Source organism: Streptomyces sp. PT12, from assembly GCF_003311645.1.
Lineage (GTDB): Bacteria > Actinomycetota > Actinomycetes > Streptomycetales > Streptomycetaceae > Streptomyces.
Window position 1 is genome coordinate 182,523 of the sequence record NZ_QEST01000256.1, and the last position, 24,348, is coordinate 206,870.

The following is a 24,348-nucleotide window of genomic DNA, read 5'->3' on the forward strand; positions in this document are numbered from 1 at the left end:
CACCGCGGGCGGACACTCCCGCCCGACGATCACCGTCATCGGCTCGTCATCGGACAACGGCGGCGGCGCGGGCGGCAGATGCTCCGCAGCGGGGCTAGGCACGGCTGGCCTGCCCGGTCGGCTGCTGCGGGGGCGTCGGGCCATACCAGTCCGGCCCGCGGCCCACACTGGCGTCGGCAATGATCCGGCGCCGCTGTCGCTGCGCCGGGGTGCTGAAGGGGGTGCCGGGGGTGCACATGATCGACTCCTGTGACGTGTCGTTACTGACCGTCCGGTGCCGACGAAGCTACGCCTGGTGAATGCCGGGCGTCGATGGGCGTTTCAGGGGGGTGCAGTCAAAAGTCACAACGAGCGTTACATCGGCAGCCTGACGACGTCTGCCAGGACACGCATCTGCGGTGTCAGTGTCCGCCGCCGTTCCACGACTCGCCCCACGATGTCGCGCGCGTACCGCTGGTTGGGCAGCCACTCCGGCGAGTCCCGCAGGATCCCAAGCATGGTCTGTACCGCCTCCTGATGGCGACGCAACCGCGCCTGCGCGTCAGCCACATCAAGGAGATGGCGGTTCAGGTTGTTCTTCGTCGGACGCAGCCCCCCCGTGGGAACATTCTGGGCGAGCCTCAGCACTTCTTCAGGCTGGTCCATGATCATCGCGTTCTCGGCCTGCTTCAGCGCTACGGTCGTTGGGCCGAAGGTCCGCAGCCGATCCTCCCTCGCCGCGTGCTCACGTCCCATGGCGACCGCCACCGACTGGGCCAGGCGTAGGGCATCGTCAGCCTCGACATCTCGGGCGTCTCGCGCTCCAGCAGCGGACACGCGCAGGAGCATCGATCCCCACGCGCTCAGCTCGCCCATCGTGGCCCGGGACATTCGCGGCGGCTCCAGCTCATCGGCCCAACGCTCCGCGAGCGCAGCGGCCTCGGCCAATCGTCCTCGGCGAAGGAGCAGCCAGCCCTGCGTGTTGACTGCCGCCGCGGCCTGGAGGCGGTCCGGCGCATCCGCGATCACGCGGGCCAGCACGTCCTCCGCACTGTCGAACTGGCGGGTCTGGGTCAGGAGCCAGCCGACCAACTGCGTGATACGCACACGAAGTTGACGTCCCTCCGGGGTGAGCTCCGCCAGGGTCTCGGCGTCGCGGATCAGGGGGGGCAAGAGGGAGCCGAGGCGGCCGAAGTGACCGACGGCGAACAGCCGGTCCGTCGCGTCGAGCGCGGCCTTAACGCCCTCAATGGTCGGGGGCTCATTGATCTCGTCAGCATCACCGTCGTAGAGCCCGACGGCAGCACGACGGACCCGCGTCCACTGGTCCGCGGTGGCGTCATCGGCGGCCTCTTCGGCGTGCTCCGTGAGTAGCTTCGTGGTTGGCACGCGCAAGGCTGCCGCCAGCTTCCGGGCCGTCTCCAGGCGGGTATCCGTTCGCGCGCCTTGTTCGAGCTGCTGGATCAGGGAGTAAGAGACTCCGGATTCGCGGGCGAGGTCTCCCTGTGACAGGCCAGCGCGCTTCCTGGCTTTGCGCAGCCTGTCGCCAATGGTGTCGGGCATGGCAGTATGGCTCCGTTCTGAATTCGACACTCAGACGGTACTCCCGGGTACGCACCGGGGAACAGCGAACGGCCCCCCATCACCCAGTGACGGAGGGGCCGTTGTGCTGCGGGCATGACGAAGCGCCCCCTCGCTCGGCCCGAAGAAGGCTCGCGTGCGGGAGCGTGTTCAGCAGAGGAGAGATGCCTTGCCCTAAGTACGCCGGAAGGACCCTGGAACCAATTATGAGCTACCGGGATTGATCACGGGAAAACCCTGTCAGCGCCCCGTCGCTCACAGGGTCCTCCTACGGCCGTTGACGTGGCTGGGGCGGGCGGCGTGCGGTGCGGCAGGGGCGGCCGGTTTGGCGCGAGCCTCCGGAGCGGGGCCCAACCGGGCTGTTGCGGGCAGGCCAAGGGCTGCCCGGTTCGCGGCCAGCGTACGGCCCCGCTCCCTCACGCCAAACCGGCCGCCGCCCACCACCCCGCAGGCCACCCGCGACCGCACCTGACCCGCCCAGCCACCTCAGGTCATGATCCCGCAACGGTCTCAGCGAGCCACAAAGCCGCAGGTCAGAGGCCCCCCTTAGGGCCGAAGTCGCGCCACCCCGGCAGGCGGCGGGCGGGAGGACGTCAGGACCGTAGCCGCCCCCGCCAACAACCCCCTCAGCCGCCGCCGTCCCCCACAGAACGTGGCCGCAGCAGGCGTTCGATGACGAGTGCGATGCCGTCCTCGTCGTTGTCCGCCGTGACCTCGTCGGCCACCCCCTTGACGTCCGGGTGCGCGCCCGCCATCGCGACGCCGTGGGCCGCCCAGCGCAGCATCGCGATGTCGTTGGGCATGTCCCCGAACGCGATCGTCTCGGCGGCCGTCACCCCGAGGCGCCGCGCCGCCAGCGACAGCCCTGTCGCCTTGGTCAGGCCGAGCGGCAGCATCTCCACCAGGCCGAGGCCCGAGACCACGATGCCCACCGCCGTGCCCGCGACCGCCGCCGCGGCGGTCGCGAGATCGTCGTCGGACATCCCGGGCCGCTGGAGGTACATCTTGATGATCGGCTCGGCGAACAACTCGCCGCGATCCGGCGCGTGGTCGGGGAACGGCGCGTCGGCGCGCCCCGTGAACCCGCTGCCCACGGCCGCGCGGAAACGTTCATCCATGGCGACGTTGCCGTCGAGCCCGTCCCGGTTGGCGGCCAGCGCCAGCGGGCCGAGCTCCGCCTCCAGGCGTTCGATCACGCCGCGCGCCAGCGCGCGGTCCAGCGTGACCGACGTCAGCAGCCGGTGCTCGCCCGCGTGGTAGAGCTGCGCGCCCTGCCCGCACACGGCCAGGCCCCGGTAGCCGAGGTCGTCCAGGATGTGCCGCGTCCACGCCACGCTGCGCCCCGTGGCCACGATGTGCTCGGCCCCGGCCGCCTGGGCGGCGATCAGCGCGTCCCGCGTCCGCGCCGAGATCGTCTCGTCGCGCCGCAGCAGCGTGCCGTCGAGGTCGGTGGCGATCAGCCGGTAGGGAAAGGTCTGGGTGAGACCGGTCACGCGGTCACCGGCGTCAGCGTCTCGCGCCCGCCGAGGTAGGGGCGCAGGATCTCGGGGACGGTCACCGAGCCATCGGCGTTCTGGTGGGTCTCAAGGATCGCGACGATCGTCCTGGGCACGGCGCACAGCGTGCCGTTGAGCGTGGCCAGCGGGCGCACGCCCGTCTCCTTGCCGCGCATCCGGATCGACAGGCGGCGCGCCTGGAACTCCCCGGTGTTCGACGTGGACGTCAGCTCGCGGTACTTGCCCTGCGTGGGGATCCACGCCTCGCAGTCGAACTTCCGCTGCGCCGAGGCCCCCAGGTCGCCGCTGGCCACGTCGATCACGCGGAACGCCAGCCCGAGCGCCGTCAGCCACCGCTTCTCCCACGCCAGCAGCCGGTCAAGCTCCGCCTCCGCGTCCTCGGGCGCGACATACGAGAACATCTCGACCTTGTCGAACTGGTGGACCCTGATGATCCCCTTGGTGTCCTTGCCGTGCGACCCGGCCTCGCGGCGGAAGCACGGCGAGAAGCCCGCGTAACGCAGCGGCAGCCGCGCCTCGTCCAGGATCTCGTCCATGTGGTACCCGGCGAGCGCCACCTCCGACGTGCCCACCAGGTAGAGGTCGTCCTTCTCCAGCTGGTAGACGTCCTGGGCCGCCTGGCCGAGGAAGCCGGTGCCCTCCATCGCGCGCGGCTTGACCAGCGCGGGGGTCAGCATGGGGACGAAGCCCGCCTCGGTGGCCTGCGCGATCGCGGCGTTGACCAGGGCGAGCTCCAGCAGCGCGCCCACGCCGGTCAGGTAGTAGAAGCGCGAGCCCGACACCTTCGCGCCGCGCTCGACGTCGATCGCGCCGAGCGCCGCGCCCAGCTCCAGGTGGTCCTTGGGCGCGAAGCCCTCGGCCTCGAAGTCCCTCGGGGTGCCATGCGTCTCCAGGACGGCGAAGTCGTCCTCGCCGCCCACCGGGACGTCGGGGTGCACGACGTTCCCCAGCGCCAGGAGCAGCCGCTGCGTCTCGTCGGCGGCCTCGTCGCGCTCGGCGTCGGCGGCCTTGACCTCGCCCGCGAGCTCGCCCGCCCGCTTCAGCAGCTCGGCCTTCTCGTCGCCCGAGGCGCGCGGGATGAGCTTGCCGATCCGCTTCTGCTCCGAGCGGAGCTCGTCGAAGCGGGAGCCCGACGCGCGCCGCCGCTCGTCGGCGGAGATGAGCGCGTCGACCAGGCCGACGTCCTCTCCACGGGCGCGCTGCGAGGCGCGCACTCGGTCGGGGTCCTCACGGAGCAGTCGAAGGTCAATCACGCGACCAGGCTACCGGCCCGGGTTCCCGCGCGGCACCGAGTTGTCTTCGACCGTTCTGTCCGGGATGGCATGGAACGTTCCGTGCCCGGAAATCCACAGGTCAGGGAGTTGCCCACAGGGTTATCCACAGGCTGGCGCGGCGGCCTGTGGACAACTCGCCGCCCTGGGCGACCCCCGTCGAGGTGGGCCGCAGAATTCCCCGATCCCGCCCCGGCTACACCCACGTACGAGGGAAATCGCCTCACACTCACGGGGGATGCCGTGCGAATGCGCCGACGCGTGCGGATCCGTCCCCGGGTGATCGCTATGCCGTCTTCCTGTTCATGTGTCGACTCCGCCCGGTTCGCCGTGTCGACTTATTCACAGGCACACAGGGTGCCCTGTGGATAACTTTGTGGAGAGACCGCAGGTCGTCGCCCCGCCGCCCCGCGGCCATCCGCCCTTCACCTGCCGGACACCCCGCCTGACGCCCCACCGAGCCGCCCGTCGAGGCACCGGGTGAGCCAGTCCGCCGCCGTCAGGAAGTCCTCGTCCGCCGTGCCCGCGCGCACCGTCGGCTCGACATGGTCGGCCCTGGGATACGAGCCGAGGTACCGCACGTCGGCGCACAGCCGCTTGAGCCCCATCAACGCGTCCCCCACCCGCCGATCGGAGATGTGCCCCTCGCAGTCCATCGAGAAGCAGTACTGCCCGATCCCCTGCCCCGTGGGCCGCGACTCGATCCGCATCAGGTTCACGCCGCACGTCGCGTACTCCTGGAGGACTTCGAGCAGCGCGCCCGGGTGGTCGGCGCGCAGCCACAGCACCACCGATGTCTTGTCCGCGCCCGTCGGCGCGGCTGGCCTGGCCGGGCGGCCGACCAGGACGAAGCGCGTGGTGGCGTTCTGCGCGTCGTGGATGTCCGTGACCAGCGGCTCGAGGCCATAGGTCGGCGCCGCGAACTCCCCCGCGAACGCCGCGTCGAAGCGCCCCTCCTGCACCAGCCGCGCCCCGTCCGCGTTCGACGCCGCCGACTCCCACTGCGCCTCGGGCAGGAAGCGCGCCAGCCAGCCGCGCACCTGCGGCTGGGCCACCGGGTGCCCCGTGACCGTCTTGATGGCCTCCAGCTTGGTGCCGGGCCGCACCAGCAGCGCGAACGCGATCGGCAGGTGCACCTCGCGGTAGATCATCAGCGGCTCGCCCGAGGCCAGCTCGTCCACGGTGGCCGTGACTCCGCCCTCCACCGAGTTCTCGATGGGCACGAGCGCGCCAGCCGCCTCGCCCGTGCGCACCGCGTCGAGGGCGGCGGGCACCGAGATCATCGGCACCAGCTCGCGCGTGGCCGCCTCGGGAAGGGTGCGGAGCGCGGCCTCGGTGAACGTTCCCTCGGGCCCGAGATAGGTGTAGCGGCTGGCAGCAGTCATGACGCAACGGTAGCCCCGCGCTCACCCCCGTCCTTCCGCCGTCTCACGCTTCGAGCAGCGCCTGGCCGACGTATGCGCCCTCCGCCGCGCCGCCAGGGACCGCGAACAGCGCGCTGGCCTCGTGGCGGATGTACTCCGAGAGCGCGTCGCCCCGGTCGAGCTTGCGCTGCACCGGCACGAACGCCCGGCGCGGGTCCGCCTGCCAGCACAGGAACAGCAGCCCCGCGTCCGGCGCGCCGTCGGGCCTGAAGCCGTCGTGGTAGGAGAACGGGCGGCGCAGCATCGCGGCCCCGCCGTTGGTCTCGGGGGCGGTGACGCGGACATGCGCGTCGGCCGCGATGACCGCGCCGCCGTCGGCGTCCACCGCCTCCAGGTCCACGGCCGTGGTCTCGTCGCCGCCGGTGAGCGGCGCGCCGTTCCCCTTGCGCCGCCCTATGACGCGCTCCTGCGTTTCCAGCGACTCGGCCTCCCAGTCGTCGAGCAGCATCCTGATGCGGCGGAACACCACGTACGAGCCCCCCGCCATCCACGCGGGATCGCCGTCCGATGGGACCCAGACGCGCTGGTCGAAGTCGTCGTCCGAAGGGCTCGGGTTGTTGGTGCCGTCCACCTGGCCCATCAGGTTGCGGGTGGTCATGGGGCGCGAGGTGGCGCCGGGGCTCCGGTTGAAGCCCTTCATGTGCCAGCGCACGACGGCGGTCCCCGCGCCGGCGCGTTGGAGCGTGCGCAGCGCGTGGAACGCGACGAGCCCGTCGTCCGCGCCCACCTGGATCCACAGATCGCCCTCGGAGCGCTCGGGGTCGAGCTCGTCGGCCGAGAACCGGGGCAGCGGGTCGAGCGCCTCGGGGCGCGTTTCGGTGAGCCCGGTGGCCTCGAAGAAGTGGTGCCCGAAGCCGAACGTGACGGTCAGCGACGCGGGCCCCGCGTCCCCCGCCACCCCGGTGTCGGTCTCGGGGGTGCCGCCCGCCATCAGCTCGGCGGCCAGCGTGGACCACCGGCGCATGAGGGCGGCGGCCTCGCGCCGTCCCGCGCCGGGCGCGAGATCGAACGCCGCGAGATGCCCGTGCGCCTGCATCGGCGTGGTGATCCCCGGCTGGTGGGTGCCGTGGAACGGCACCGCGGTCGAGCCGAGCGTGGTCAGCGCGGGCCCTTCGTCGTCGGTGGCGGCCGCGTGGGCGAGGGCACCGGTGGGCGTGCCGAGGGCGAGCCCCGCGGCCCCGGTGGCGCCCGCCGAGGTCAGCAGGCGCCTGCGGGAGATGGCGCGTTGTTCGTTCATATCTCTTCAGCCAATGGTGACGGTGACGGTCTCGGTGATCTGGTCGATGTCGGAGGTGCGGATCGTCAGGGCCAGCTCCCATGCGCCCGGCCTCGGCAGCTGGACCCCTGTCGCGGTCCAGTGGCCGGCGTCCACGTGCAGCGGGTCGAACGTGAGCGGCCCGATGTCCTCCGACGGCAGGGTGAGGGCGACCTCGATCTCCTCGGCCCCCGCGGGCGCGCCCTCGGGGTCGACGAGCCGGATGTGCATCGTGTTCTCGCCCGTGCGCGCGGGGGTCAGCTCGATCCGCGCGGTGCCACGACCCGCGACGCCGCCCGTGTCGTACGGCAACGACAGGTCGCCAGGATCCCGCGTGGTCGCGTCGTCCGCGGCCGCCGTCCCCCCGTTCCGCGCGCTCTCCGCGGCGGCCGTGCGGGCCGGTGTCGTGCCGGTCAGCCCGGTGGTCACGGCGAGCAGGACCGCGGCGATGGCCACCTCGGCCAGCACCGAGCGGCGCAGCCCGGCGCGGTGCGGGTCGGCGTCCCTCGCGCGGTTGCGGCGCGCGGTCGCCATGGCGGCGCGCTGGCGGGCCAGCTGCCGGGCGCGCCGCGGGTCGGAGGCGTCGGCGTCGCCATCGCCGCCACCCACCGCGACGGGCTCGGTGGGCCCGGCGGGTTCGGCGCGCTCGGTGGGCTCGGTGGGCCCGGCGGTCTCGGTGGGCCCGGCGGTCTCGGTGGGCCTGGCGGTCTCGGGGGCGTTCTCGCCCAGGAGCCCGGTGCGCCGCCTCGACCCCCAGGCCACGGCGAGCACCAGGGCCACCAGGCCCACCTTGAGCAGCAGCAGCCGCCCGTACGATGTCTCGGTCAGCGCCGACCACGACCAGCCGACCTGGCGCCAGGACTGGTAGAGCCCCGTGACAGCGAGCGCGGTCACGGCCGCGAGCGCGACGCCGGAGAAGCGCCGCACGGCGGAACGCGGCAGCGCGGGCTCGGTGCGCAGCAGCACCAGCAGCGTCACCAGGCCGCCGAGCCACGCGGCGACCGCGAGCAGGTGCACGATGTCGAGGGGGATCGCGAGCCCGGTCTGCCGCCCGGTCGAGGCGTGTTCGGACATCGCCCAGGTGGCCGCGATGCCGATGGCCAGGATGGTGCCGCTGATGGCGAGCCCGAACGCCAGGTCCCGCGCCCGCGCGGCGTCGTCCTCGTCGGGGTCAGGCTCGGCCCGCAGCCGCGCGTACCCGCCGTGCAGCACCGCGATGAACACCCCGGCCGCGGCGAGCAGCAGCAGCCGGGTGACCAGGGCCGTTCCCGTTCTGGTCTCGATGACGTCGCGCAGCCCGCCCACGTCGAACGCGTCGCCCAGGTCGCCGTCGCCCGTGTAGGGCGTGCGCAGGAGCAACAGCGCGAGGGTGGCCGCGGTCAGGGTGGTCCAGCCCGTGAGCGCGACGCGCTGCACCGCGCGCCGCGACGCCGCGCCCGGCCAGCAGCGCAGCGTGAACAGGCAGGCGCCGCCCAGCAGGACGAACCCCCCGTACGCGGCGTAGCGCGCGACGTCGTAGAGCAGCCCCGACGCGCCGTCGTCCCCGCGTGCCGCCACGGCGCCGGGCGCCACGCCGGTGGCCGATGGCGCGCCGATCGAGAAGGTGAACGCGCCCGAGATCGGGTGGCTGTCGGCCGAGACGACCTGCCAGGCCACGGTGTAGGTGCCGTCGGCCAGGCCGCCGCCGAGCGCGACGGCGTGGGTGCGGTCGCCGACGTCGGCCGGGGCTCCCACCTCGGCGGGCTCGCCCTCGGGGTCGAGGACGCGCACGCCGTCGTCCGCGAGCGAGACCTGTTCGGTGAACGTGAGGGTGATCTCGTCGGGCGCCACGTCCACCACCTCCCCTTCCCCCGGCGTGCTGTCGGCGAGCGAGGCGTGGGCCGACGCGGGCGGGGCGGCGAACAGCAGCGCCGCGAGCGCGAGGGCCGCGGCCAGGAGCAGGGAGCCGGGGGCGCGGAGGACGGTGGTGGGCGTGGGCGGTGTCATGGCTGCGGTCTCACTCCCCGGTGTGGGTGGCGGATTCGACCGGCACGTCGAGGGCGATCGGGTCCGACGTCTCGAAGTGCAGCTCGAGGGCCACGGTCTCGCCCTCGACGGGCTGGCTGGTCAGGTCCATGAGCATCAGATGGTTGCCGCCGCGCGCCAGGTCGAGTTCGCCCCCCGCGGGGACGGGCAGCGAATCGACCTGGCGCATGGCGTTGTCCACGGTCTCGTGGATCTCGATCGTCCCGGCGATGTCGCTGGTGACGGACGTCAGGGCGTCGTCGGTGCCGCCCGTGTTCTCCACGGTGAGAAAGGCGGCCGCGAGGTCGGCGGTCGTGGGCTCGGGGATGAACGCGCCACGCGCCGAGAGCTCGGGCGGCGACGCGGCCTCGTCGTCGCCGCCCCCGCCGCCGCACGCGCTCAGCGCGAGGGCCGCCGTGAGAGCCGCCGTGAGAGCCGCCGCGGCGGCGCGGCCCCTCATGGCAGCTCCCCCTCGATCAGCCCCGGCAGGTCCCGCTCGAACGTCTCGGCCGTGACGCCCTCCGTGTAGATGACATGGGCCTGGTCGTCCGTCGGCAGGAACGCCAGGACCTGGGTGCCGTGCGTCGAGACGATGCCGCCATCGTCGTCCTCGTACGACGGCTCGATGTGCACGCCGAGCGAGCGCGCGGCCTCCTGGATGGTCGTGAAGTCGCCGGTCAGGCCGGTGAAGTCGGGGCTGTGCGCGTCGATCCAGGGCCCGAGGGACTCGGGGGTGTCGCGCTCGGGGTCGGTGGTCACGAAGACCACGCGCAGGTCAGCGCGCTGCTCCTCGTCGAGGGAGTCGGCGGCGAGCGCGATGTTGCTCATGGTCAGGGGGCAGATGTCGGGGCAGTTGGTGTAGCCGAAGTAGAGCAGGGTGGCGTGCCCGTCGGTCTCGGCCGCGAAGTCGTACGGCTGGCCCTCGGTGTCGGTGAGGACCAGCTCCGGCTTGGCGAACGGCTGGTCGAGGACGGTGCCCTCGTCGGTCGCGCCGCCGCCCGAGACCTCGGCGGCGGGCGAGTCGTCCGCCTCGCCGCCCGAGCCGCCGTCGCCGCCGCAGGCGGCCAGGGTGAGCGCGGCGGTCGCCGCGACGAGCGTGGCGCTGATCTTGCGCAGGTGCATGAACGTTCCTGGTGATGGTGGGCCGCGGGGCGTGCGCCCCGCGACCGGTGGTGTGGAAGGGGGAGGTCAGGAGGCGGCGGGCGGCGTCGCGCGCCGGCGCCCGGCGAGCACGCCGAACGCTACGCCCGCCACGCCCACCGCGATCCCGACGCCCGCGAGCACGCGGGCGGTGGTGTCGGTGGCCGCGTCGTCGTCGCCGTCGTCCGAGGCGGCGGCGCTCTCGCCGCCCTCGCCGTTCGCGCCGTCGTCGGTCGCCGCCACGTCGTCGGCGCCCGCCGCGGGCGTCAGGTGCAGTACGGGCGCCGGGTCCTGCTCGGGCTCGGTGCCGTCCTCGGCCGGGGGCTCGATCCAGCGGGAGATCTCGCCGTCGTCATAGGTCTGGATCGCCCGCAGCACCAGGTGCTCCGCGTCCTCGGGCAGCGGCCCGAGCGACAGCGGGAACTGCTGGAACATCCCCGGCTCGATCTCCCCGCCCGTCCAGCGCACGACGCTCGGCGCCTCGGTGATCTGGTTGCCGTGGTTCTCGATGGGGGTCTCGAGCTCGGTCGTCTCGACCTCGACCTCCCACCCCGGCACGGCCTGCGGCCGCACCGAGGCGAGCGGGAAGTCCGGGTCGAGGTGCAGCTCGAGGCTGATGGTCGACGCGGTGTCGCTCTCGTTGGGGACCCGGACGTCGACGGTCGTGTAGCCGCCCTGTTCGGCCTCGGCGGGGTCGACGCTGACATGGGCCTGGGCGGCGGGCGCGGCCAGGGCGAGGGCCGCGGCGGCGGTGGTGAGGGTGACGGCTGAGCAGGCGGCGATGCGCGTGCGGTTCATGGGGCACTCCACGGTGCTGGGGTGGTGAAAGGGAAGGTTCGGGCGCGCGGCGGCGCGCTCGCCCCCTCCGCAGCGCGGGCGCGAGGGAGGGCGTGAGAGGTGCGTCAGGCCGCGAGTGTGAGCTGGCGGTGCGCGGGCGCGGGCGGACCGCGCCGCCGCACCGCGCTCGCCAGAACGGCGCCGCGGAGTGCGGGAAGGGGGAGGAACGCCGTGCGGAGCGCGCCACCGCGGGCCGCGTGGCCGGGGAGCGGCGCGCCGCACAGAAAGCGGAGAAGCCTCAACGCCCGGCACAGCGGCGGCAGTTGGGCGAGGAGAAACGCGCCGCCCAGGCCGTTGGCTTCGGGGAGCGCGGCGAGCCTGACGGCCGCCCACAGCGCGGCCTCGCCGCGCCGCAGCAGCCAGCCCGCGATCAGGGCCGCGGCGAGGTGGCCGAGCAGCATGGGCGCGGAGGCCAGCGAGGCCAGCGCCTCGCCCGGGCTCATCGCGCCCCCGGCGTCCGCGGCGTGCCGCGCGCCGGTAGCGTGCGCATCCCCGATGCCCGAGGCGGCGACGAGGTGGGCCGCCTCGGCGTCGGAGAGCGCGATCCCGCCGTTGTCGCACAGCAGGCGCGCGGCCAGCTCCCTGGGTCCTGGCGCCGCGGTGGGCGCGTGCCCGCCGACGCAGTAGAGAACGTGCAGGGCGAGCTGGGCGGCGGCCAGGGTGCCCGCGAGCGCGGGCACCGAGCGCCGCTCGCGCCCCGCGAGCGGCAGCGCGACGGCGAACGCCGCGCCCCAGCCGAGGGCCAGCGTGGCGGGCGGTATGCCGGAGCCCGCGGCGCCGAGGTGACCGGTCGCGGCCAGCGTGGCGCAGGCCGCGGCGAACACCGCGGCTCGCAGCAGTCGCAGATCGGCTCCGGCACGCATGGCCGCGCCATCATCTCACCGGGCCCTGGAACGTGACCCACCCGGTCGCCCGAAGCGCGCGGAACGGCTCGTTCTGTCACGTCGGTGAGCGCCCGTTCACCGCCCGTTCACCGCTATATCGGCGGATACGTCCCGTTACATCCGCCGATCGGGGGGTGTTGGGTCAATCACACGCTTACGCCGCGCGCCGCTCGGCAATACCTAGGGATATGTCGAGCCGTGGCCAGGAGGTCGGAGCATGAGCGTCTGGTGGTCTCTCCAGCTGCGGCGGGAAGCGGCCAGCGTCCCGCTCGCGCGGCGGCTCCTGCTCGGCTCCATGGAGGCGGCGGGCGTGGACGCCGACATCTCGCACGAGATGTCGGTCGCCCTCTCCGAGGCGTGTTCCAACGCCGTCCGCCACGGCAGCGGCCAGTCCGACGTCTACCGGGTGACAGCGTCCGTGCACGGGGACGTGTGCCGCATCGAGGTCACCGACTGCGGCCCCGGCTTCCCAGGCGGCGCGATCGTGCCGCGCTCCGAGCCGTTCGACCTCCTGCCGGGCGGGCGCGGGCTGAGCCTGATCGAGGCGCTCTCCGACGCGGTCACCTTCGACAACCAGCCGGATTCGGGCGGCGCGGTCGTGACGTTCGACAAGACCCTGCGCTGGCGCGAGGACGCCCTGCTCCAGGTCTCCTAGATTCTTCGGGAGCCGTCCCCAGCCTCGCCCTCCCGATCCCCTCTTCCCGCCCCGCCCGCGTCGCGGCCCGCCGTCTCCGCCGCCCTCGCAGTCCTCGCCGCTCGGGCGCCCGCCGCCGTCCAAGCGCCGTCGGCGGGCCGCGCGCGCCCCCCGCGGCCACCGCTCCCACCAGCGCGTTTCTCGGCCGCACACCCCCGTTTCCCCCCGGTGGTTCCCCGCCGCGCCAGGGCGGGAATCATCCCCAAGGTCCGTCCCTTCGCCCATGCGGTCGAGACGGTCTATCCCCGAAGGGGCGCACGGAGGTATTGTCTTGTGATTTGCGCAATCTTTACTTCTTGCGCGTTACCGTGGCGCTGATCGGGACGTCGCGAGGCGTCTCCTAGGAGGTGGAACCCATGGGTCAGATCGGGGCACGGGAGCTTGTCGTCCTGGCCATCATCGTGCTGCTCGTCTTCGGGGCGAAGCGGCTGCCCGACATCGCCCGCTCGCTGGGCAAGTCGGCGCGGATCCTCAAGAGCGAGACCGCCGCCATGAAGGCGGAGAACAACACCGCCGCCGCGCCGCCCAAGGACGACCCCGAGCCGACGCCCGGCACCGCCCGCACCATCCAGGCCGCCCCCGGTGACGTGGCGAGCGCCAGGCCGGTCGAGGAGCCCAAGCCGACCGCCCAGACCTGACGGCGCGGCCGTCACACCACACGGCGAAGAGGACAGCCCGTGAGCCGCCGCCCACCCGAGTCCTCCGTCGTGCTCATCACCGGCGTCATGGCCGCGGGCAAGTCCACCGTCGCCGCGGCGTGGCCCGCCGCCTGCCCCGCGCCGCCCATGTGCGCGGTGACGCGTTCCGCCGCATGATCGTCTCGGGGCGTGAGGAGCCGCCGCCCGACCCGACGCCCGAGGCCAACGCCCAGCTCCTGTTGCGTCACCGCCTTGCCGCCGCCGCGGCCGACCTCTACGCCGCCGCGGGGTTCACCACCGTCGTCCAGGACATCGTCATCGGCGACGACCTGCCCGCCTTCGTGTCCCTCGTGCGCACCCGCCCGTTCCATGTCGTCGTGCTGGCGCCGCGCGCCGATGTCGTCGCCGCGCGCGAGGCCGCCCGCCCCAAGGACGGCTACGGGCCATGGACCGTCGAGGCCCTCGACGACTGGCTACGCCGCCGCGCCCCGCGCGTCGGGCTCTGGCTCGACACCTCGGACCAGACCCCGGACGAGACCGTCGACGCCGTGCTCGACCGTCTCGACGCCGCGCGCGTCGACGGCTGAGCGCCCCAGGGCCGCCCCGGGGGGGCCAGGGCCCGAGGCCCTGGTGGCAGAACGGAAGGCGTGGGGCATGATGAGGTCCCTGGGAGCTCCGCGCACCGCGCCCGCCACGGGTCACCCCACACGGAAGGCCACATCCGACATGAATCGCACCTCTCGGCGTCTCGCGACCGGGCTGCTCTGCCTCGGTCTGTTCACCGCGGCCTGCGGCGATGAGTCCGACGACGGGGAGGGCGGTGAGCCCACGCCCCAGGAGCAGCAGACCGAGCAGTCGGCGCCCGGCGACGCGCCCGATGACCCCGCGCAGGGCCAGGAGCAGCTCCCGGGCCCCGGCGCCCCGGAGACCGTCGAGGTGCCCGAGGTCACCAGCGCGACGATCCACACGAGCGAGGGCGACATCGCGCTGACCCTCTACCCCGAGGAAGCCCCGCTGACCGTCACGAACTTCGCGGGCCTGGCCGACGGCTCCCTTGCCTGGTCGGGCCAGGAGGGCGACGAGCCGCTGTACGACGGCACGATCTTCCACCGCGTGATCGACGGCTTCATGATCCAGGGCGGCGACCCCGCGGGGAACGGCACGGGCGGCCCCGGCTACCAGTTCGCCGACGAGGTGGACACCGGGCTGACGTTCGAGGAGCCGTATCTGCTGGCCATGGCCAACTCAGGGCCAGCGACGAACGGTTCGCAGTTCTTCATCACCGTCGAGCCCACCCCCCACCTCAACGGCCTGCACACCATCTTCGGCGAGGTCGCCGACGACGCGAGCCGCGAGGTCGTGGACGCCATCGCGGCCACCGAGACAGGCCCTGGCGACGTTCCGGTCGAGCCGATCACCATCGAGTCCGTCTCCCTGGGCTGATTCTGGGTCGATCCCCCTGGGCCGGTCCTCGGCCGCCGCGCGCGCCCCGCGCGAACGGGGCGGGCGCGGCGGCCCGTTCGCTCACGCCGCTCACGCCGCCTGCGCCGCTCACGCCGCCTGCGCCGCTCACGCCGCCTGCGCCGCTCACGCCGCTCACGCCGCTCATGCCGCTCACGCCGCTCATGCCGCTCACGCCGCCCGCGCCGCCCTTGGCCCCATCAGCCGCACCAGCAGGTCATCGAGGCTGATCAGCCCGGTCACCCTCCCGTCGGGGCCGCGCACCACGGCGAGCGAGGCCCGCCGCTGCCGCAGCTGCTCCACCGCGTGCGCGAGCGTGTCGTCGGCCGTCAGCTCGGGGACGGGCCGCGCCAGCTCGGCCGCCGTCACCGTCCGCCCCGCCGCCCGCGCCACGATCGCGTCCCGCGCGTGCACCGAGCCCACCACGCGCGCCCCGTCGCGCACCAGCAGCCGCGTGTGGTCGCTGGCCGCCGCGGTGGCCAGGATCACCTCGGCCCCCGCGCCCGCCGACACCTCCGCGATCCGGTCCGCGGGCACCTGGATCGCCCCCACCGGCGCCTGCGGCACCGTCAACGAGCGCATGATCAACCCCGAGTCCGTCTCGCTGATCAGCCCGAGCCGCTGCGACTCGGCCACCAGCTGCGCCAGCTGCTCCCGGTCGTGCACCGAGGCAAGCTCATCGCGCGGGGTCACCCCGCACAGCCGCACCAGGGCGTTGGCCAGCGTGTTGAGCGCCCGGATCAGCGGCCTGACCGCCCGCACCAGCGCCCGGAACGGCGGCGCGAGCAGCATCGCCGAACGCTCGGGGCGCGAGATCGCCCACGACTTGGGCGCCATCTCGCCGACCACCATGTGCAGGAACACCACCACGGTCATCGCCACCACGAACGCCACCCCGTACGAGAGCCCGCCGGGCAGCCCCACCGCCTCGAGCAGCGGATCGATCCGGTGGGCGAGCGCGGGCTCCGAGATGCTGCCGAGCCCCAGCGTGCAGGCGGTGATGCCCAGTTGCGCGCCCGCGAGCATGAGCGAGAGCTCACGCATCCCCGCGAGCGCCGCGCGCGCCCCGCGCTCGCCCACCGCGCGCGCCTGCTCCATGCGGTGGTGCTTCGCCGCCACCAGCGCGAACTCGGCCGCCACGAAGAACCCCGAGCCCACCAGCAGCGCCACCGTGACCAGCACGGCCGCCTGCGCGCTCATGACAGCTGCCCCTGCCGGGCGGCCATGGGCGCGGACCTGGGGCGCCCGGCCCGTTGGCGGGCGCGGGCGCGTTCCCCGGCGCGCGGGGCGCGTTCGACGCGTTCGGCGTGTTCGGCGCGTTCGAGGCGCAGGCGCGCGGGCACGCGCCGGTCGAGCGACAGCACGGTCAGCCGCGCCACGCCCCCGCCGCCCCGCGCGCCTCCGTGCCCCCGCGCCAGCTCGACCTCGATCACGTCGCCTACCGCGGGAAAGCGCCCCGCGCGGTCGATCGCGAGCCCCGCGACCGTCCCGAACGCGTCGTCCTCGGGCAGCGGAACGCCCGTCGCCGCGGCCACCTCGTCTACCCTGCCCCTGCCGTCCACGACCCAGCCGCCGCCGTCGGGCACGGCCACCTCGACCACCAGGTCGCTCTCGTCGGCGATCTCGCCGACCAGCTCCTCCGCGATGTCCTCGAGCGTGACGATGCCCGCGAGCCCGCCGTACTCGTCGAGCACGACCCCGAACTCCTCGTCCGCCGCCTGCATCTGCTCCACCGCGCCCGGCAGCGGCAGCGTGTCAGGGAGCAGCAGCGCGCGCCGCGCGAGCGCCCCCGCCGTGCGCCGGGTGATGCGCTCAGGAGCCACCCGCATCAGCTCGCGCACCCCCACCACGCCCACGATGTCGTCGATCCGGTCGCCGATCACCAGGTAGTGCGAGTGCCCGCGCGCGGCGATCAGCCCGACCACCTCGGCGGCGGGGGCCGACGAGCGCACCGAGGTCGCCTCGACCCGCGGCACCATCACCTCGGCCAGCGTCCGTTCGGAGAAGCCGAGCGCGCCGTCGAGCAGCTTCGCCGTCGCGTGCGGCAGCCGCCCCTGCTCGCGCGAGGCGCCGATCAGCTGGCCAAGGTCCTCGATCGTCGCGCCATGGTGCAGCTCGTCGACCGGCTCGATGCCGACGCGGCGCAGCAGCCCGTTCGCCGAGGCGTCGAAGACGCGGATCAACGGGCCCGCCACGCGCAGATACACCAGCGTCGAGCCCGCCATGGCCATGGCCAGACGCTCGGGGACGGCCAGCGCGAGATTCTTGGGGCCCAGCTCGCCCAGCACCATCTGCACGCCGGTCGCCAGCGCGAACGCCAGGACCAGCGCGATCCCCGGCACCGCGGCCTCGGGCAGCCCAAGGCCGCCGAGCGCGGGGCCGAGCAGCGCGGCGAGCGCGGGCTCGGCCAGGACGCCGACCACCAGGCCCGTCACCGTGATCCCGAGCTGCGCCCCCGAGAGCATGAACGACAGCCGCTCCTGCACCCGAAGGGCGCGGGCGGCCCGCCGGTCGCCCGCCGCCGCGGCCCGCCCGAGGGCGAGCCGGTCGGCGGCGACGAACGCGAACTCCTGGGCGACGAAGTATCCGGTGCCCGCCGTCAGGACCAGCACGGCGAGCAGCCCGAGCGCGGCACTCAAAGGACACCACCTCGCCGTGTGCCGCGGCACGTCTGACGTTGGCGAGGTGGTCCGGGACTATGCCCGTCCGGGTCGGACGAAGGGGGCGCCACGGGGCTCCTTCCGGCGGGAATCGGTACACGGAGCGCGACCGCGCGCGTCCGTGTTCCCAGGCTGTACCCCTTTTTGTCTCCCCGACACCTTCACACGCGGTGGTGAAGGAGCGTCAGGAGGAGCCAGGGCGCCTCACGCGCGCAGCCGCGCCATCCACGCCTCGACCTCGTCGGAACGCCGCGGCAGCGCGGCCGACAGATTCCGGCTGCCGTCCTCGGTGACCAGCAGGTCGTCCTCGATCCGCACGCCGATCCCCCGGTACTCCTCCGGCACGGTCAGGTCGTCGGGCTGGAAGTAGAGGCCGGGCTCGACCGTCAGGCACATCCCCGGCTCCAGCGTGCCGTCGGCGTAGCTCTCGCGGCGCGCGGCCGCGCAGTCGTGGACGTCCAAGCCGAGCATGTGCCCCGTGCCGTGCAGCGTCCAGCGGCGCTGGAGCCCCAGCTCGAGCACCCGTTCCACCGGGCCTTCGAGCAGGCCCCACTCGACCAGCTTCCGCGCCAGCACCCGCTGCGCCGCCTCGTGGAAGTCGCGGTACTTCGCGCCCGGCACCACCGCGGCGATGCCCGCCTCCTGCGCCTCGTACACCGCGTCGTAGATCCTGCGCTGGAGGTCGGTGAACCGGCCGTTGATCGGCAGCGTCCGCGTGACGTCCGCGGTGTACAGCTCGGTGGTCTCCACGCCCGCATCGAGCAGCAGCAGGTCGCCGGAGCGGACCGGGCCGTCGTTGCGCACCCAGTGCAGCGTCGTGGCGTGCGGGCCAGCGGCGCAGATCGAGCCGTAGCCCACGTCGTTGCCCTCGACCCTGGCGCGCAGGAAGAACGTGCCCTCGATATACCGCTCCGATGTGGCCTCGGCGCGGTCGAGCACACGCACCACGTCCTCGAAGCCGCGTGCCGTCGCCTCGCACGCGTGGGTCAGCTGGGCGATCTCGAACGCGTCCTTGACCAGCCGCGCCTCGGAGAGGAAGACGCGCAGCTCCTCGTCGCGCTCGGCGGTGACCTTGTCGTTCAGCGCCGCCTCGACCTCGGCGTCGTGCCCGCGCACGACCCGCACCGGGCCCTTGGCCTTGCCCAGCACATCGGGAACGGTGCGCACATCGGCGACGGGGATGCCGTAGAGCCGCTCGGCCTCGGTCAGGCTCGTGCGGCGGCCCACCCACAGCTCGCCCTGGCCGCTGAGCCAGAACTCACCGTTCTCGCGGTTCGACCGGGGCAGCAGATAGAGGGTGGCGTCGTGGCCGCGCTCGCCGGTGGGCTCGAGGACGAGCACGCCGTTCTCCGTCTGGTCGCCGGTGAGATAGGCGTACTCGACGCTGGCGCGGAAGGGGTAGTCGGTGTCGTTGGAACGCGTCTTGAGGCGGCCTGCCGGGACGACCAGGCGCTCGCCGGGGAAGCGCTCGGAGAGCGCGGCGCGGCGGCGCGCGGTGTGCTCGGCCTGCGGGACGGGCTCGAGGTCGAGGCGCTCGGTGTCGGCCCAGCCCTGCTTCATGTTCTCGGCCAGCTCGTCGGAGATCTGGGGCGTGACGCCGTTCTTGCGGGGCGCGGGGGTCTCGTCGGCCGCCCCCTGCTGCTCGGCGGTTTCGGCCGGTCGGCCCTCGGTCCGCTGCTCTTCGGCCACGTCCGTCTCCTCGCTCGCTGGCTGGCTTCGCCCCATGGTAGGCACGGTGCGGCGGGGTGCGACAGCGTTCTTCCGCGCAGCTCGCGGCGCCCTGGACCCGGGCTCTGTCCTGGCGTCAGGACCTACGCGAAGTGCGCGGCGAGCACGACGACGTCCTCGGGGCTGTCGGCCGCCGCGGGGGAGTCGAGGTCGGGGAGCAGGGTGCGCAGGATGTGGTCGGCGAGCGCGCCCGGGTCGGCGCGGGCCGCGGGGGAGGCGTGCGCGGCCGCGGTCTGGAGGCGGGCGAACGCCCGGTCGAGCGGCTCGCCGGTGCGGTGCAGCAGCCCGTCGCTGTAGAGCAGGACCGTTTCTCCCTCCTCAATCCGCAGATGGACGCTCGGCGCCTCCCAGCAGGCCAGCATGTTGAGCGGCGCGGAGAGCGTCGTCTCGGCGAAGACGGCCCGGCCCGCGCCGACGACGAGCGGCGGGGGGTGGCCGGCCGAGGCCAGCACGAGGCGGCGCGTGGCGGGCTCGGCATAGCCGAACAGCGCGGTGGCGCAGCGCCCCGGCTCGGTCATCCGCAGCAGCAGCTCCAGGTCGGACAGCACGGCCACCGGGTCCTCGCCCTCCATCACGGCGTAGGCGCGCAGTCCCGCGCGCAGCCGCCCCATCGCGGCGAGCGCGGCGGGGCCCGTGCCGGTGGCGCCGCCGATGGCCAGGCCCACCGCGCTGTCGGGGAGGGCGAGCGCGTCGTAGAAGTCCCCGCCGCCGCGCGGCCCGAAGCGGTGCCGCACGGCGAGCGAGACCCCGGGCAGCAGCGGGAGCCTGGGCGGCAGCAGGCCCTCGTGCACGGTGCGAACGGCCCTTTGCGCGCGGGTGAGTTCGAGGCGGTTGGCGATGTGCTGGGCGGCCTGGCGCAGGTAGTGGGAGAGCATGCGGCGCTGGCGCGGGTCGGGCTGGCCCGGCTCGTCGTAGAGCCACACGGCGGCGCCGAGGCGGCCCGGGGTCTCGGCGGCGAGCGGCACGGCGTAGCTCGCGGCGAAGCCGAGGCGCGCGGCGACCTCGCGGTGGCGCGGGCCGAGGGAGTCCTCGCGCGGGATGTCGCGGTGGACGACCTCGGTGAGGTCGCCGCCGCCCTCGAGGCCGGCGCCGAAGGGGGTGCCGAGCCCCGGCGGGACCGTCTCCAGGTGGCCGAGGTCGGCATGGCCGAGACCGAGCCCCGCGAGCCGCTCGGGCCCGAGGCCGTCACAGGGGCGCAACGCCATCAGCCCCCGGCGCGCGCCGACCAGCTCCGCGCCGGCGCGCAGCGTTTCGTCGAGGGCGTCGGCGAGGGTGCGGGTGCGCCCGAGGCGTTCCGTCAGCGCGTGGAGCGTGGTGAGGTCGGAGATCCAGGAAGCGAGCCGGTCGTGCGCCCCTCCTGGCCCGCCGATGGCGGCGTCGTCAGCGGGCCGCGAAGTCTGCGGGACCGTTGGCAGCACGGGGTGGATTCCGGCCACTTTCGAGGGGGGCAATGTACTCATGGGTGAGGCGAACCCCCATGTGATATGCGTCGCTGCGGGACTTTCCAGGGGAAGGCACGGCCGGGACCCCGGTCGAGTAGGGTCCTGCCGTGATGGATAATGCCCAGGTAGCGGGCCCGTTCCGGGTCCGACAGGCCGGGCCGCTGCGAGTTTGGCGGAATTGGCGGAAAAGTGGCGTCGGGTCGTTCGGTCAGCGATCGACTGGGCGCTTCCGGCGGCGGATCGAGCCGGGCGGGCTGGGTACATATCGGAACGGATCGTCGAGTTCTGGCGTCCTGACCGATGGCGGCCGAGCCCTGTACGCCCGCCGCCCCTCACTATGCGACCCGCTGCATACGGTGATCTGTGTTCCACGTGGTGTATCCGAACCCGCGACGGAAGGGACGCGCTGATGCGCGAGATCCTCGGAGAGCGACGCAAGAACGGTAATGGCAACGGCCGCGGTGCTGGCGGCGGCCAGGGCGCCGAGCTGCGCGAGGCGGCTCTTCGGTGCGTGGGGCGGTGGCGGTGGCCGGTGCTGCCGGGGGCGGAGGCGCGCCCCGACGGCGGGTGCGACTGCCCGCGGCCCGACTGCGTGGTCCCCGGGGCCCACCCCCTCGACCCCGAGCTGCTGGCCGCGACGACGGACTCCCGCATGGTCGGCTGGTGGTGGCGGGTCCGCCCGCGTTCCCCGATCATGCTGGCCACGGGAGGCCGGGGGCCCTGCGCCCTGAGCCTTCCGGCGCTCGCCGGGGCCGCGGCCCTGGCCGAGCTCGACCGCCGCGGGGCGCCCACCGGGCCGGTCGTGGCGGCGCCGACCCGCTGGATGCTGCTGGTCGAGCCGTACGAGCTGCCTGAGCTTGGGGAGTTGCTCGGGGCGCTCGAAAGGGTGCCGAGCGCGCTGCGCTTCCACGGGGTCGGTGGCTATCTGCCGCTGCCGCCATCGCGGACCGGTGCGGGGCGCGTCGCCTGGGCGCGCGAGCCGGAGCCGAGGGGGGAGCGGGTGCCGCTGCCACGGGCGGCCGACCTGCTGGATGTGCTGGTGGAGGCCGGGCTGAGCGCCCCCGAGCCGGGCGGCTGGCTCACCTACTGAAGCGGCCGACCGCCGCGCGGAGGGGGCGCGGACATGGACGGACCCGATCGCTGGCGACGGGGGATGCACCAGCGACCGGGCCCACCTCAGAAGGTAACAACTCATCGGGGATTCGCAAATCCCACGGAGCCCCACGGCAGCCCGAACTCCCGTCCCACGGGGGAAGTTGTGACCGGAATCACGCGGGTGGCGGCGTCCGTCGCGGGCCGCGCCGGGGGCGGAGAGCCGGTCAGTTGAGCGTGACCTGGCGATTGGTGAGGCCGTTGCGGGCGCGGCGCTCCTCGGGGGTGAGCGGCGCGTCGGTGGCCAGCGCCTCGCCGAGCCGCTCGTGGAACGCGGCGGCGGGCTTCTCGCAGTCCTCGGCGCGCATCGCCGACGGCAGGTCCCACACGGGAACGGTCAGCCCGTGCGCGCGGAACGAGCCGACGAGCCTGGTGTCGTCCCCGAGCGTCGCGGCCCCCGCGGCGTGCAGCCTGGCCAACGCGTCGAGCAGCGGCTCCTCGTCGTGCGGCAGGACCCAGCGCAGGTGGTTCTTCCCCGGGGTCTCGCACCAGTACGCCGCGTCCACCCCGGTGAGGCGTGCGGTGGGCGTCGCCGCGGCGTTGGCCCGCTCGAGGGAGGCCGCCACCTCGGGCGTGGCCGCCTGGGCGTCCTCGAGCCAGAACGCGAACCCCTCGTGCACCGTCGGCTCGAACGGCGCCTCGAGGTCGAGCAGCTCCTGGAGGCGCGGCCCGCCCGCGGCGGGGCGGCTCGCGGAGACGGGGTTGCCAGGGTCGGTGTTGAGCGCGCGGGCGAGCACGTCGGCGAGATCGCGGCTGAGGTCGCCGGTGGCGGTGTCGTTCTGGAGGGCGAGCAGCACGGCGCCGTTGTCCCTGCGGAGCGCGGGCCACGCCATCGGCAGCACGGTGCCGAGCGTCAGCGAGGGAACGCCGTCGGGCAGCCCCGACTTGAGCGTCAGCGGCACGGTGGCCGAGGGGACGAGCTCGCGCAGCGCGACCCAGTCACACTCGCTCGGCAGCCCCTCGAAGGGGCGGCGGACCAGCTCGGTCGCGGCCTGGGCGGCGGCGCGGCCGTGACATGCCTTGTAACGGCGGCCCGATCCACAGGGGCACGGCTCGCGCGCGCCGACGACGGGGATCTCCGCGGTGGACGTCCCCGTGGCCCGGGCGCTGGTCGGAGTGCGAGGGCGGCGCTTCTTGGCCATGGTGAGCGGTCTCCTGCGTGCGTTCGGCGTACGACTGTGCCGCGAGCCTAACCGCCCGGCGCTCGCAGGACCGCCCATACGGTGACGGCGCCCGGCAGCTCCGCCTCGCGCACGCCCCACGCGCTGGTGAGGGAGCCGATGATCGTCAGCCCGCGGCCGCCCCTGGCGGTCACGGAAGGTGACGCGGGCCGCGGCCGCGTCGGGCCGCCCCCGTCGGTGACCGAAATGGTCACCGAACCGTCGCTGGCCTGGCTCCACGAGGCGCGGATGCCCTGGGCCTCGCTCAATGGCCGAGCATGTCGGCAGGAATTACTGAGCAGTTCGGAAAGGATCAATACGGCATCATCAATGACTGATTCCGGCGTTCCGCTTTCGCGCAATTCCGCGCGCAATCGCCGCCGTGCCGCTCCCACCCCTGATGGGCCGTGGGACACCGACATGGACGACGACGTCGGTACCTGCTGTGTGACCACCAACGCCACCCCCGAGACCTCCTTCGCCCCACGCCTTGGGATGGTGCCCTCGGGGCAGAGAGCGGAAACCGGCCATGCCGTATCAGTTGACGCACTCGTAATGATCCGATACCAAGCGAATGCGCCGGAGCACACGGGGTGAGAAAAGGCGCGCTGATCATGTCGACGCGTGGTGCGCGTGGGTCAGCCGGGGCCGCCGAGCCCGTTCAGCCGGTCGAGTTGGTGACGCACCGTGCGCGGCCGATTGGTGATGACGGCGTCCACGCCGAGCCGCGCGCACAGCTCCACGTCCGCGGGCTCGTCCACCGTCCACACCTGCACCCGGTGACCGGCCCGGTGCGCGCGGGCGACATAGCCGGGGTCGCGGCGCAGGATCCGGATGCTCGGACCGGCGATCCTGTTCCCCGGTGGCAGGCGGCCCGCGCGGTGGCGCGGCAGGAGCAGGTGCATCAGATAGACGGTCGGCAGCCCCGGCGCACCGAGGTGCACGCGGCGCAGGGAGCGCGCGGAGAAGCTCATGACCTGGACGCGCCCCGGCAGCGGGTGCCGCGCGAGCAGCCGCAGCAGCCGTTCCTCCACCTGACCCGCCCAGCGGGTGGGGTGCTTGGTCTCGATGGCCAGGTCGACCGGCCGGTCCGCCTCGGTGACCAGCCGCAGCAGCCGCTCCAGGGTCAGCACGGTCGTCCGCTCGGGATCGGCCGAGTCGGGCGACTCGGCCCCGTCGGCGGGGGCCTTCCACGAGCCGAAGTCCAGCTCGGCCAACTGGGCGAGCTCCAGGGCGGAAACGGCCCCGCGACCGTTTGACGTACGGTTGACGCGACGGTCGTGTACGCAGACGAGGTGCCCGTCCGCGGTCAGCCGCACATCGCACTCGAGACCGTCGGCGCCGTCCGTGATGGCCTTGCGGTAGGCGGCCAGGCTGTGCTCGGGAGCGTCCTCTGACGCCCCGCGGTGCGCGATGACCCGGATGGGGTGGCGGGCGGCGGTCACCGCGTCATCGTGCCACGCGGGCGGGCGGGAGCGAGGTGCGCGGTGTTTACGTCCGCCTGACAGACCATGGGAAAGA

The 24,348-nt window shown here is 73.8% G+C and carries 21 protein-coding genes and 1 pseudogene; 5 read left to right on the plus strand and 17 right to left on the minus strand.

The annotated features are described in order from the left end of the window. Positions 1-354 precede the first annotated feature (354 nt). The 10 genes from DEH69_RS27985 to DEH69_RS28030 form a co-directional block, all read right to left on the minus strand. Entirely contained in the window at positions 355-1,542 is a 1,188-nt protein-coding gene (locus tag DEH69_RS27985; RefSeq protein WP_113689769.1) for a helix-turn-helix transcriptional regulator, read from the minus strand. A gap of 644 nt (positions 1,543-2,186) precedes the next feature. Further along, entirely contained in the window at positions 2,187-3,053 is an 867-nt protein-coding gene (locus DEH69_RS27990) for an HAD family hydrolase (RefSeq protein ID WP_113689770.1), read from the minus strand. Then, positions 3,050-4,330 (minus strand): serine--tRNA ligase, encoded by a 1,281-nt coding sequence (gene serS, locus DEH69_RS27995; protein WP_113689771.1) that lies wholly within the window; start codon positions 4,328-4,330, stop codon positions 3,050-3,052. Before serS ends, DEH69_RS27990 begins: the two co-directional genes overlap by 4 nt. A 443-nt stretch (positions 4,331-4,773) precedes the next feature. Further along, positions 4,774-5,733 (minus strand): prephenate dehydratase, encoded by a 960-nt coding sequence (gene pheA, locus DEH69_RS28000; protein WP_113689772.1) that lies wholly within the window; start codon positions 5,731-5,733, stop codon positions 4,774-4,776. 43 nt (positions 5,734-5,776) lie between these two features. Continuing rightward, the gene (gene efeB / locus DEH69_RS28005; protein ID WP_113689773.1) at positions 5,777-7,009 is read right to left on the minus strand and encodes an iron uptake transporter deferrochelatase/peroxidase subunit; all 1,233 of its coding nucleotides are present in this window, start codon (positions 7,007-7,009) and stop codon (positions 5,777-5,779) included. A 6-nt stretch (positions 7,010-7,015) separates the two neighbouring features. Continuing rightward, positions 7,016-9,013, minus strand: a complete 1,998-nt coding sequence (locus tag DEH69_RS28010; RefSeq protein ID WP_113689774.1) for a copper resistance protein CopC — start codon at positions 9,011-9,013, stop codon at positions 7,016-7,018. A 10-nt stretch (positions 9,014-9,023) separates the two neighbouring features. Then, positions 9,024-9,491 carry a copper chaperone PCu(A)C gene (locus DEH69_RS28015; protein ID WP_113689775.1) on the minus strand — a complete coding sequence of 156 codons (468 nt, stop codon included), beginning with the start codon at positions 9,489-9,491 and terminating at the stop codon, positions 9,024-9,026. Beyond that, positions 9,488-10,153: an SCO family protein gene (locus DEH69_RS28020; protein ID WP_113689776.1), complete on the minus strand. Its 666-nt coding sequence runs from the start codon at positions 10,151-10,153 to the stop codon at positions 9,488-9,490. The genes DEH69_RS28015 and DEH69_RS28020 overlap by 4 nt, the downstream gene beginning before the upstream one ends. A gap of 66 nt (positions 10,154-10,219) precedes the next feature. Beyond that, positions 10,220-10,969, minus strand: a complete 750-nt coding sequence (locus DEH69_RS28025; RefSeq protein WP_113689777.1) for a YcnI family protein — start codon at positions 10,967-10,969, stop codon at positions 10,220-10,222. Positions 10,970-11,073: 104 nt separating this feature from the next. Continuing rightward, the gene (locus DEH69_RS28030; protein ID WP_113689778.1) at positions 11,074-11,871 is read right to left on the minus strand and encodes a hypothetical protein; all 798 of its coding nucleotides are present in this window, start codon (positions 11,869-11,871) and stop codon (positions 11,074-11,076) included. Between the two features lie 238 nt (positions 11,872-12,109). Between DEH69_RS28030 and DEH69_RS28035 the strand changes: the two genes are divergently transcribed. The 4 genes and pseudogenes from DEH69_RS28035 (at position 12,110) to DEH69_RS28050 (ending at position 14,667) form a co-directional block, all read left to right on the plus strand. Continuing rightward, positions 12,110-12,547, plus strand: a complete 438-nt coding sequence (locus tag DEH69_RS28035) for an ATP-binding protein (RefSeq protein WP_113689779.1) — start codon at positions 12,110-12,112, stop codon at positions 12,545-12,547. Between the two features lie 395 nt (positions 12,548-12,942). Beyond that, entirely contained in the window at positions 12,943-13,224 is a 282-nt protein-coding gene (tatA, locus tag DEH69_RS28040; protein WP_113689780.1) for a Sec-independent protein translocase subunit TatA, read from the plus strand. 87 nt (positions 13,225-13,311) lie between these two features. After that, a pseudogene (locus DEH69_RS28045) lies at positions 13,312-13,811 on the plus strand (AAA family ATPase). A gap of 349 nt (positions 13,812-14,160) precedes the next feature. Then, the gene (locus DEH69_RS28050; RefSeq protein WP_258535026.1) at positions 14,161-14,667 is read left to right on the plus strand and encodes a peptidylprolyl isomerase; all 507 of its coding nucleotides are present in this window, start codon (positions 14,161-14,163) and stop codon (positions 14,665-14,667) included. A gap of 189 nt (positions 14,668-14,856) precedes the next feature. Here the strand turns inward: DEH69_RS28050 and DEH69_RS28060 are convergent, their stop codons facing one another. The 4 genes from DEH69_RS28060 to DEH69_RS28075 form a co-directional block, all read right to left on the minus strand. Then, positions 14,857-15,885 (minus strand): hemolysin family protein, encoded by a 1,029-nt coding sequence (locus DEH69_RS28060; protein ID WP_113689782.1) that lies wholly within the window; start codon positions 15,883-15,885, stop codon positions 14,857-14,859. Continuing rightward, the gene (locus DEH69_RS28065; RefSeq protein ID WP_113689783.1) at positions 15,882-17,324 is read right to left on the minus strand and encodes a hemolysin family protein; all 1,443 of its coding nucleotides are present in this window, start codon (positions 17,322-17,324) and stop codon (positions 15,882-15,884) included. The genes DEH69_RS28060 and DEH69_RS28065 overlap by 4 nt, the downstream gene beginning before the upstream one ends. 225 nt (positions 17,325-17,549) lie before the next feature. Continuing rightward, entirely contained in the window at positions 17,550-19,070 is a 1,521-nt protein-coding gene (locus DEH69_RS28070) for an aminopeptidase P family protein (protein WP_113689784.1), read from the minus strand. An 86-nt stretch (positions 19,071-19,156) separates the two neighbouring features. After that, on the minus strand, positions 19,157-20,533 hold the full coding sequence (locus DEH69_RS28075) for a PP2C family protein-serine/threonine phosphatase (protein WP_113689785.1): 1,377 nt from the start codon (positions 20,531-20,533) through the stop codon (positions 19,157-19,159). Positions 20,534-20,924: 391 nt separating this feature from the next. On the opposite strand from DEH69_RS28075, the gene DEH69_RS28080 reads away from it, so the two are divergent. Continuing rightward, positions 20,925-21,605 (plus strand): bifunctional DNA primase/polymerase, encoded by a 681-nt coding sequence (locus tag DEH69_RS28080; protein WP_113689786.1) that lies wholly within the window; start codon positions 20,925-20,927, stop codon positions 21,603-21,605. 229 nt (positions 21,606-21,834) lie between these two features. On the opposite strand, the gene DEH69_RS28085 is transcribed toward DEH69_RS28080, so the two are convergent. From DEH69_RS28085 to DEH69_RS28095, 3 genes are all read right to left on the minus strand, one after another. Continuing rightward, positions 21,835-22,809: a DUF5926 family protein gene (locus DEH69_RS28085; RefSeq protein ID WP_113689787.1), complete on the minus strand. Its 975-nt coding sequence runs from the start codon at positions 22,807-22,809 to the stop codon at positions 21,835-21,837. Between the two features lie 47 nt (positions 22,810-22,856). Then, positions 22,857-23,249, minus strand: coding sequence for an ATP-binding protein (locus tag DEH69_RS28090; RefSeq protein WP_309302909.1), 393 nt, complete (start codon positions 23,247-23,249; stop codon positions 22,857-22,859). A 216-nt stretch (positions 23,250-23,465) separates the two neighbouring features. Then, positions 23,466-24,272 (minus strand): glycerophosphodiester phosphodiesterase, encoded by an 807-nt coding sequence (locus DEH69_RS28095; RefSeq protein ID WP_113689788.1) that lies wholly within the window; start codon positions 24,270-24,272, stop codon positions 23,466-23,468. Positions 24,273-24,348 lie beyond the last annotated feature (76 nt).

What these genes read in the sequence shown, in the direction of transcription:
- DEH69_RS28015 (WP_113689775.1), bottom strand. Translation starts at nt 9,491, where the DNA reads ATGAGGGGCCGCGCCGCCGCGGCGGCTCTCACGGCGGCTCTCACGGCG.
- tatA (WP_113689780.1), top strand. Translation starts at nt 12,943, where the DNA reads ATGGGTCAGATCGGGGCACGGGAGCTTGTCGTCCTGGCCATCATCGTG.
- DEH69_RS28080 (WP_113689786.1), top strand. Translation starts at nt 20,925, where the DNA reads ATGCGCGAGATCCTCGGAGAGCGACGCAAGAACGGTAATGGCAACGGC.
- DEH69_RS28070 (WP_113689784.1), bottom strand. Translation starts at nt 19,070, where the DNA reads ATGGGGCGAAGCCAGCCAGCGAGCGAGGAGACGGACGTGGCCGAAGAG.
- DEH69_RS28025 (WP_113689777.1), bottom strand. Translation starts at nt 10,969, where the DNA reads ATGAACCGCACGCGCATCGCCGCCTGCTCAGCCGTCACCCTCACCACC.
- DEH69_RS28060 (WP_113689782.1), bottom strand. Translation starts at nt 15,885, where the DNA reads ATGAGCGCGCAGGCGGCCGTGCTGGTCACGGTGGCGCTGCTGGTGGGC.
- DEH69_RS28020 (WP_113689776.1), bottom strand. Translation starts at nt 10,153, where the DNA reads ATGCACCTGCGCAAGATCAGCGCCACGCTCGTCGCGGCGACCGCCGCG.
- DEH69_RS28035 (WP_113689779.1), top strand. Translation starts at nt 12,110, where the DNA reads ATGAGCGTCTGGTGGTCTCTCCAGCTGCGGCGGGAAGCGGCCAGCGTC.
- DEH69_RS28085 (WP_113689787.1), bottom strand. Translation starts at nt 22,809, where the DNA reads ATGGCCAAGAAGCGCCGCCCTCGCACTCCGACCAGCGCCCGGGCCACG.
- pheA (WP_113689772.1), bottom strand. Translation starts at nt 5,733, where the DNA reads ATGACTGCTGCCAGCCGCTACACCTATCTCGGGCCCGAGGGAACGTTC.
- efeB (WP_113689773.1), bottom strand. Translation starts at nt 7,009, where the DNA reads ATGAACGAACAACGCGCCATCTCCCGCAGGCGCCTGCTGACCTCGGCG.
- DEH69_RS28010 (WP_113689774.1), bottom strand. Translation starts at nt 9,013, where the DNA reads ATGACACCGCCCACGCCCACCACCGTCCTCCGCGCCCCCGGCTCCCTG.
- DEH69_RS28075 (WP_113689785.1), bottom strand. Translation starts at nt 20,533, where the DNA reads ATGAGTACATTGCCCCCCTCGAAAGTGGCCGGAATCCACCCCGTGCTG.
- DEH69_RS27985 (WP_113689769.1), bottom strand. Translation starts at nt 1,542, where the DNA reads ATGCCCGACACCATTGGCGACAGGCTGCGCAAAGCCAGGAAGCGCGCT.
- DEH69_RS28090 (WP_309302909.1), bottom strand. Translation starts at nt 23,249, where the DNA reads ATGTCGGTGTCCCACGGCCCATCAGGGGTGGGAGCGGCACGGCGGCGA.
- DEH69_RS28030 (WP_113689778.1), bottom strand. Translation starts at nt 11,871, where the DNA reads ATGCGTGCCGGAGCCGATCTGCGACTGCTGCGAGCCGCGGTGTTCGCC.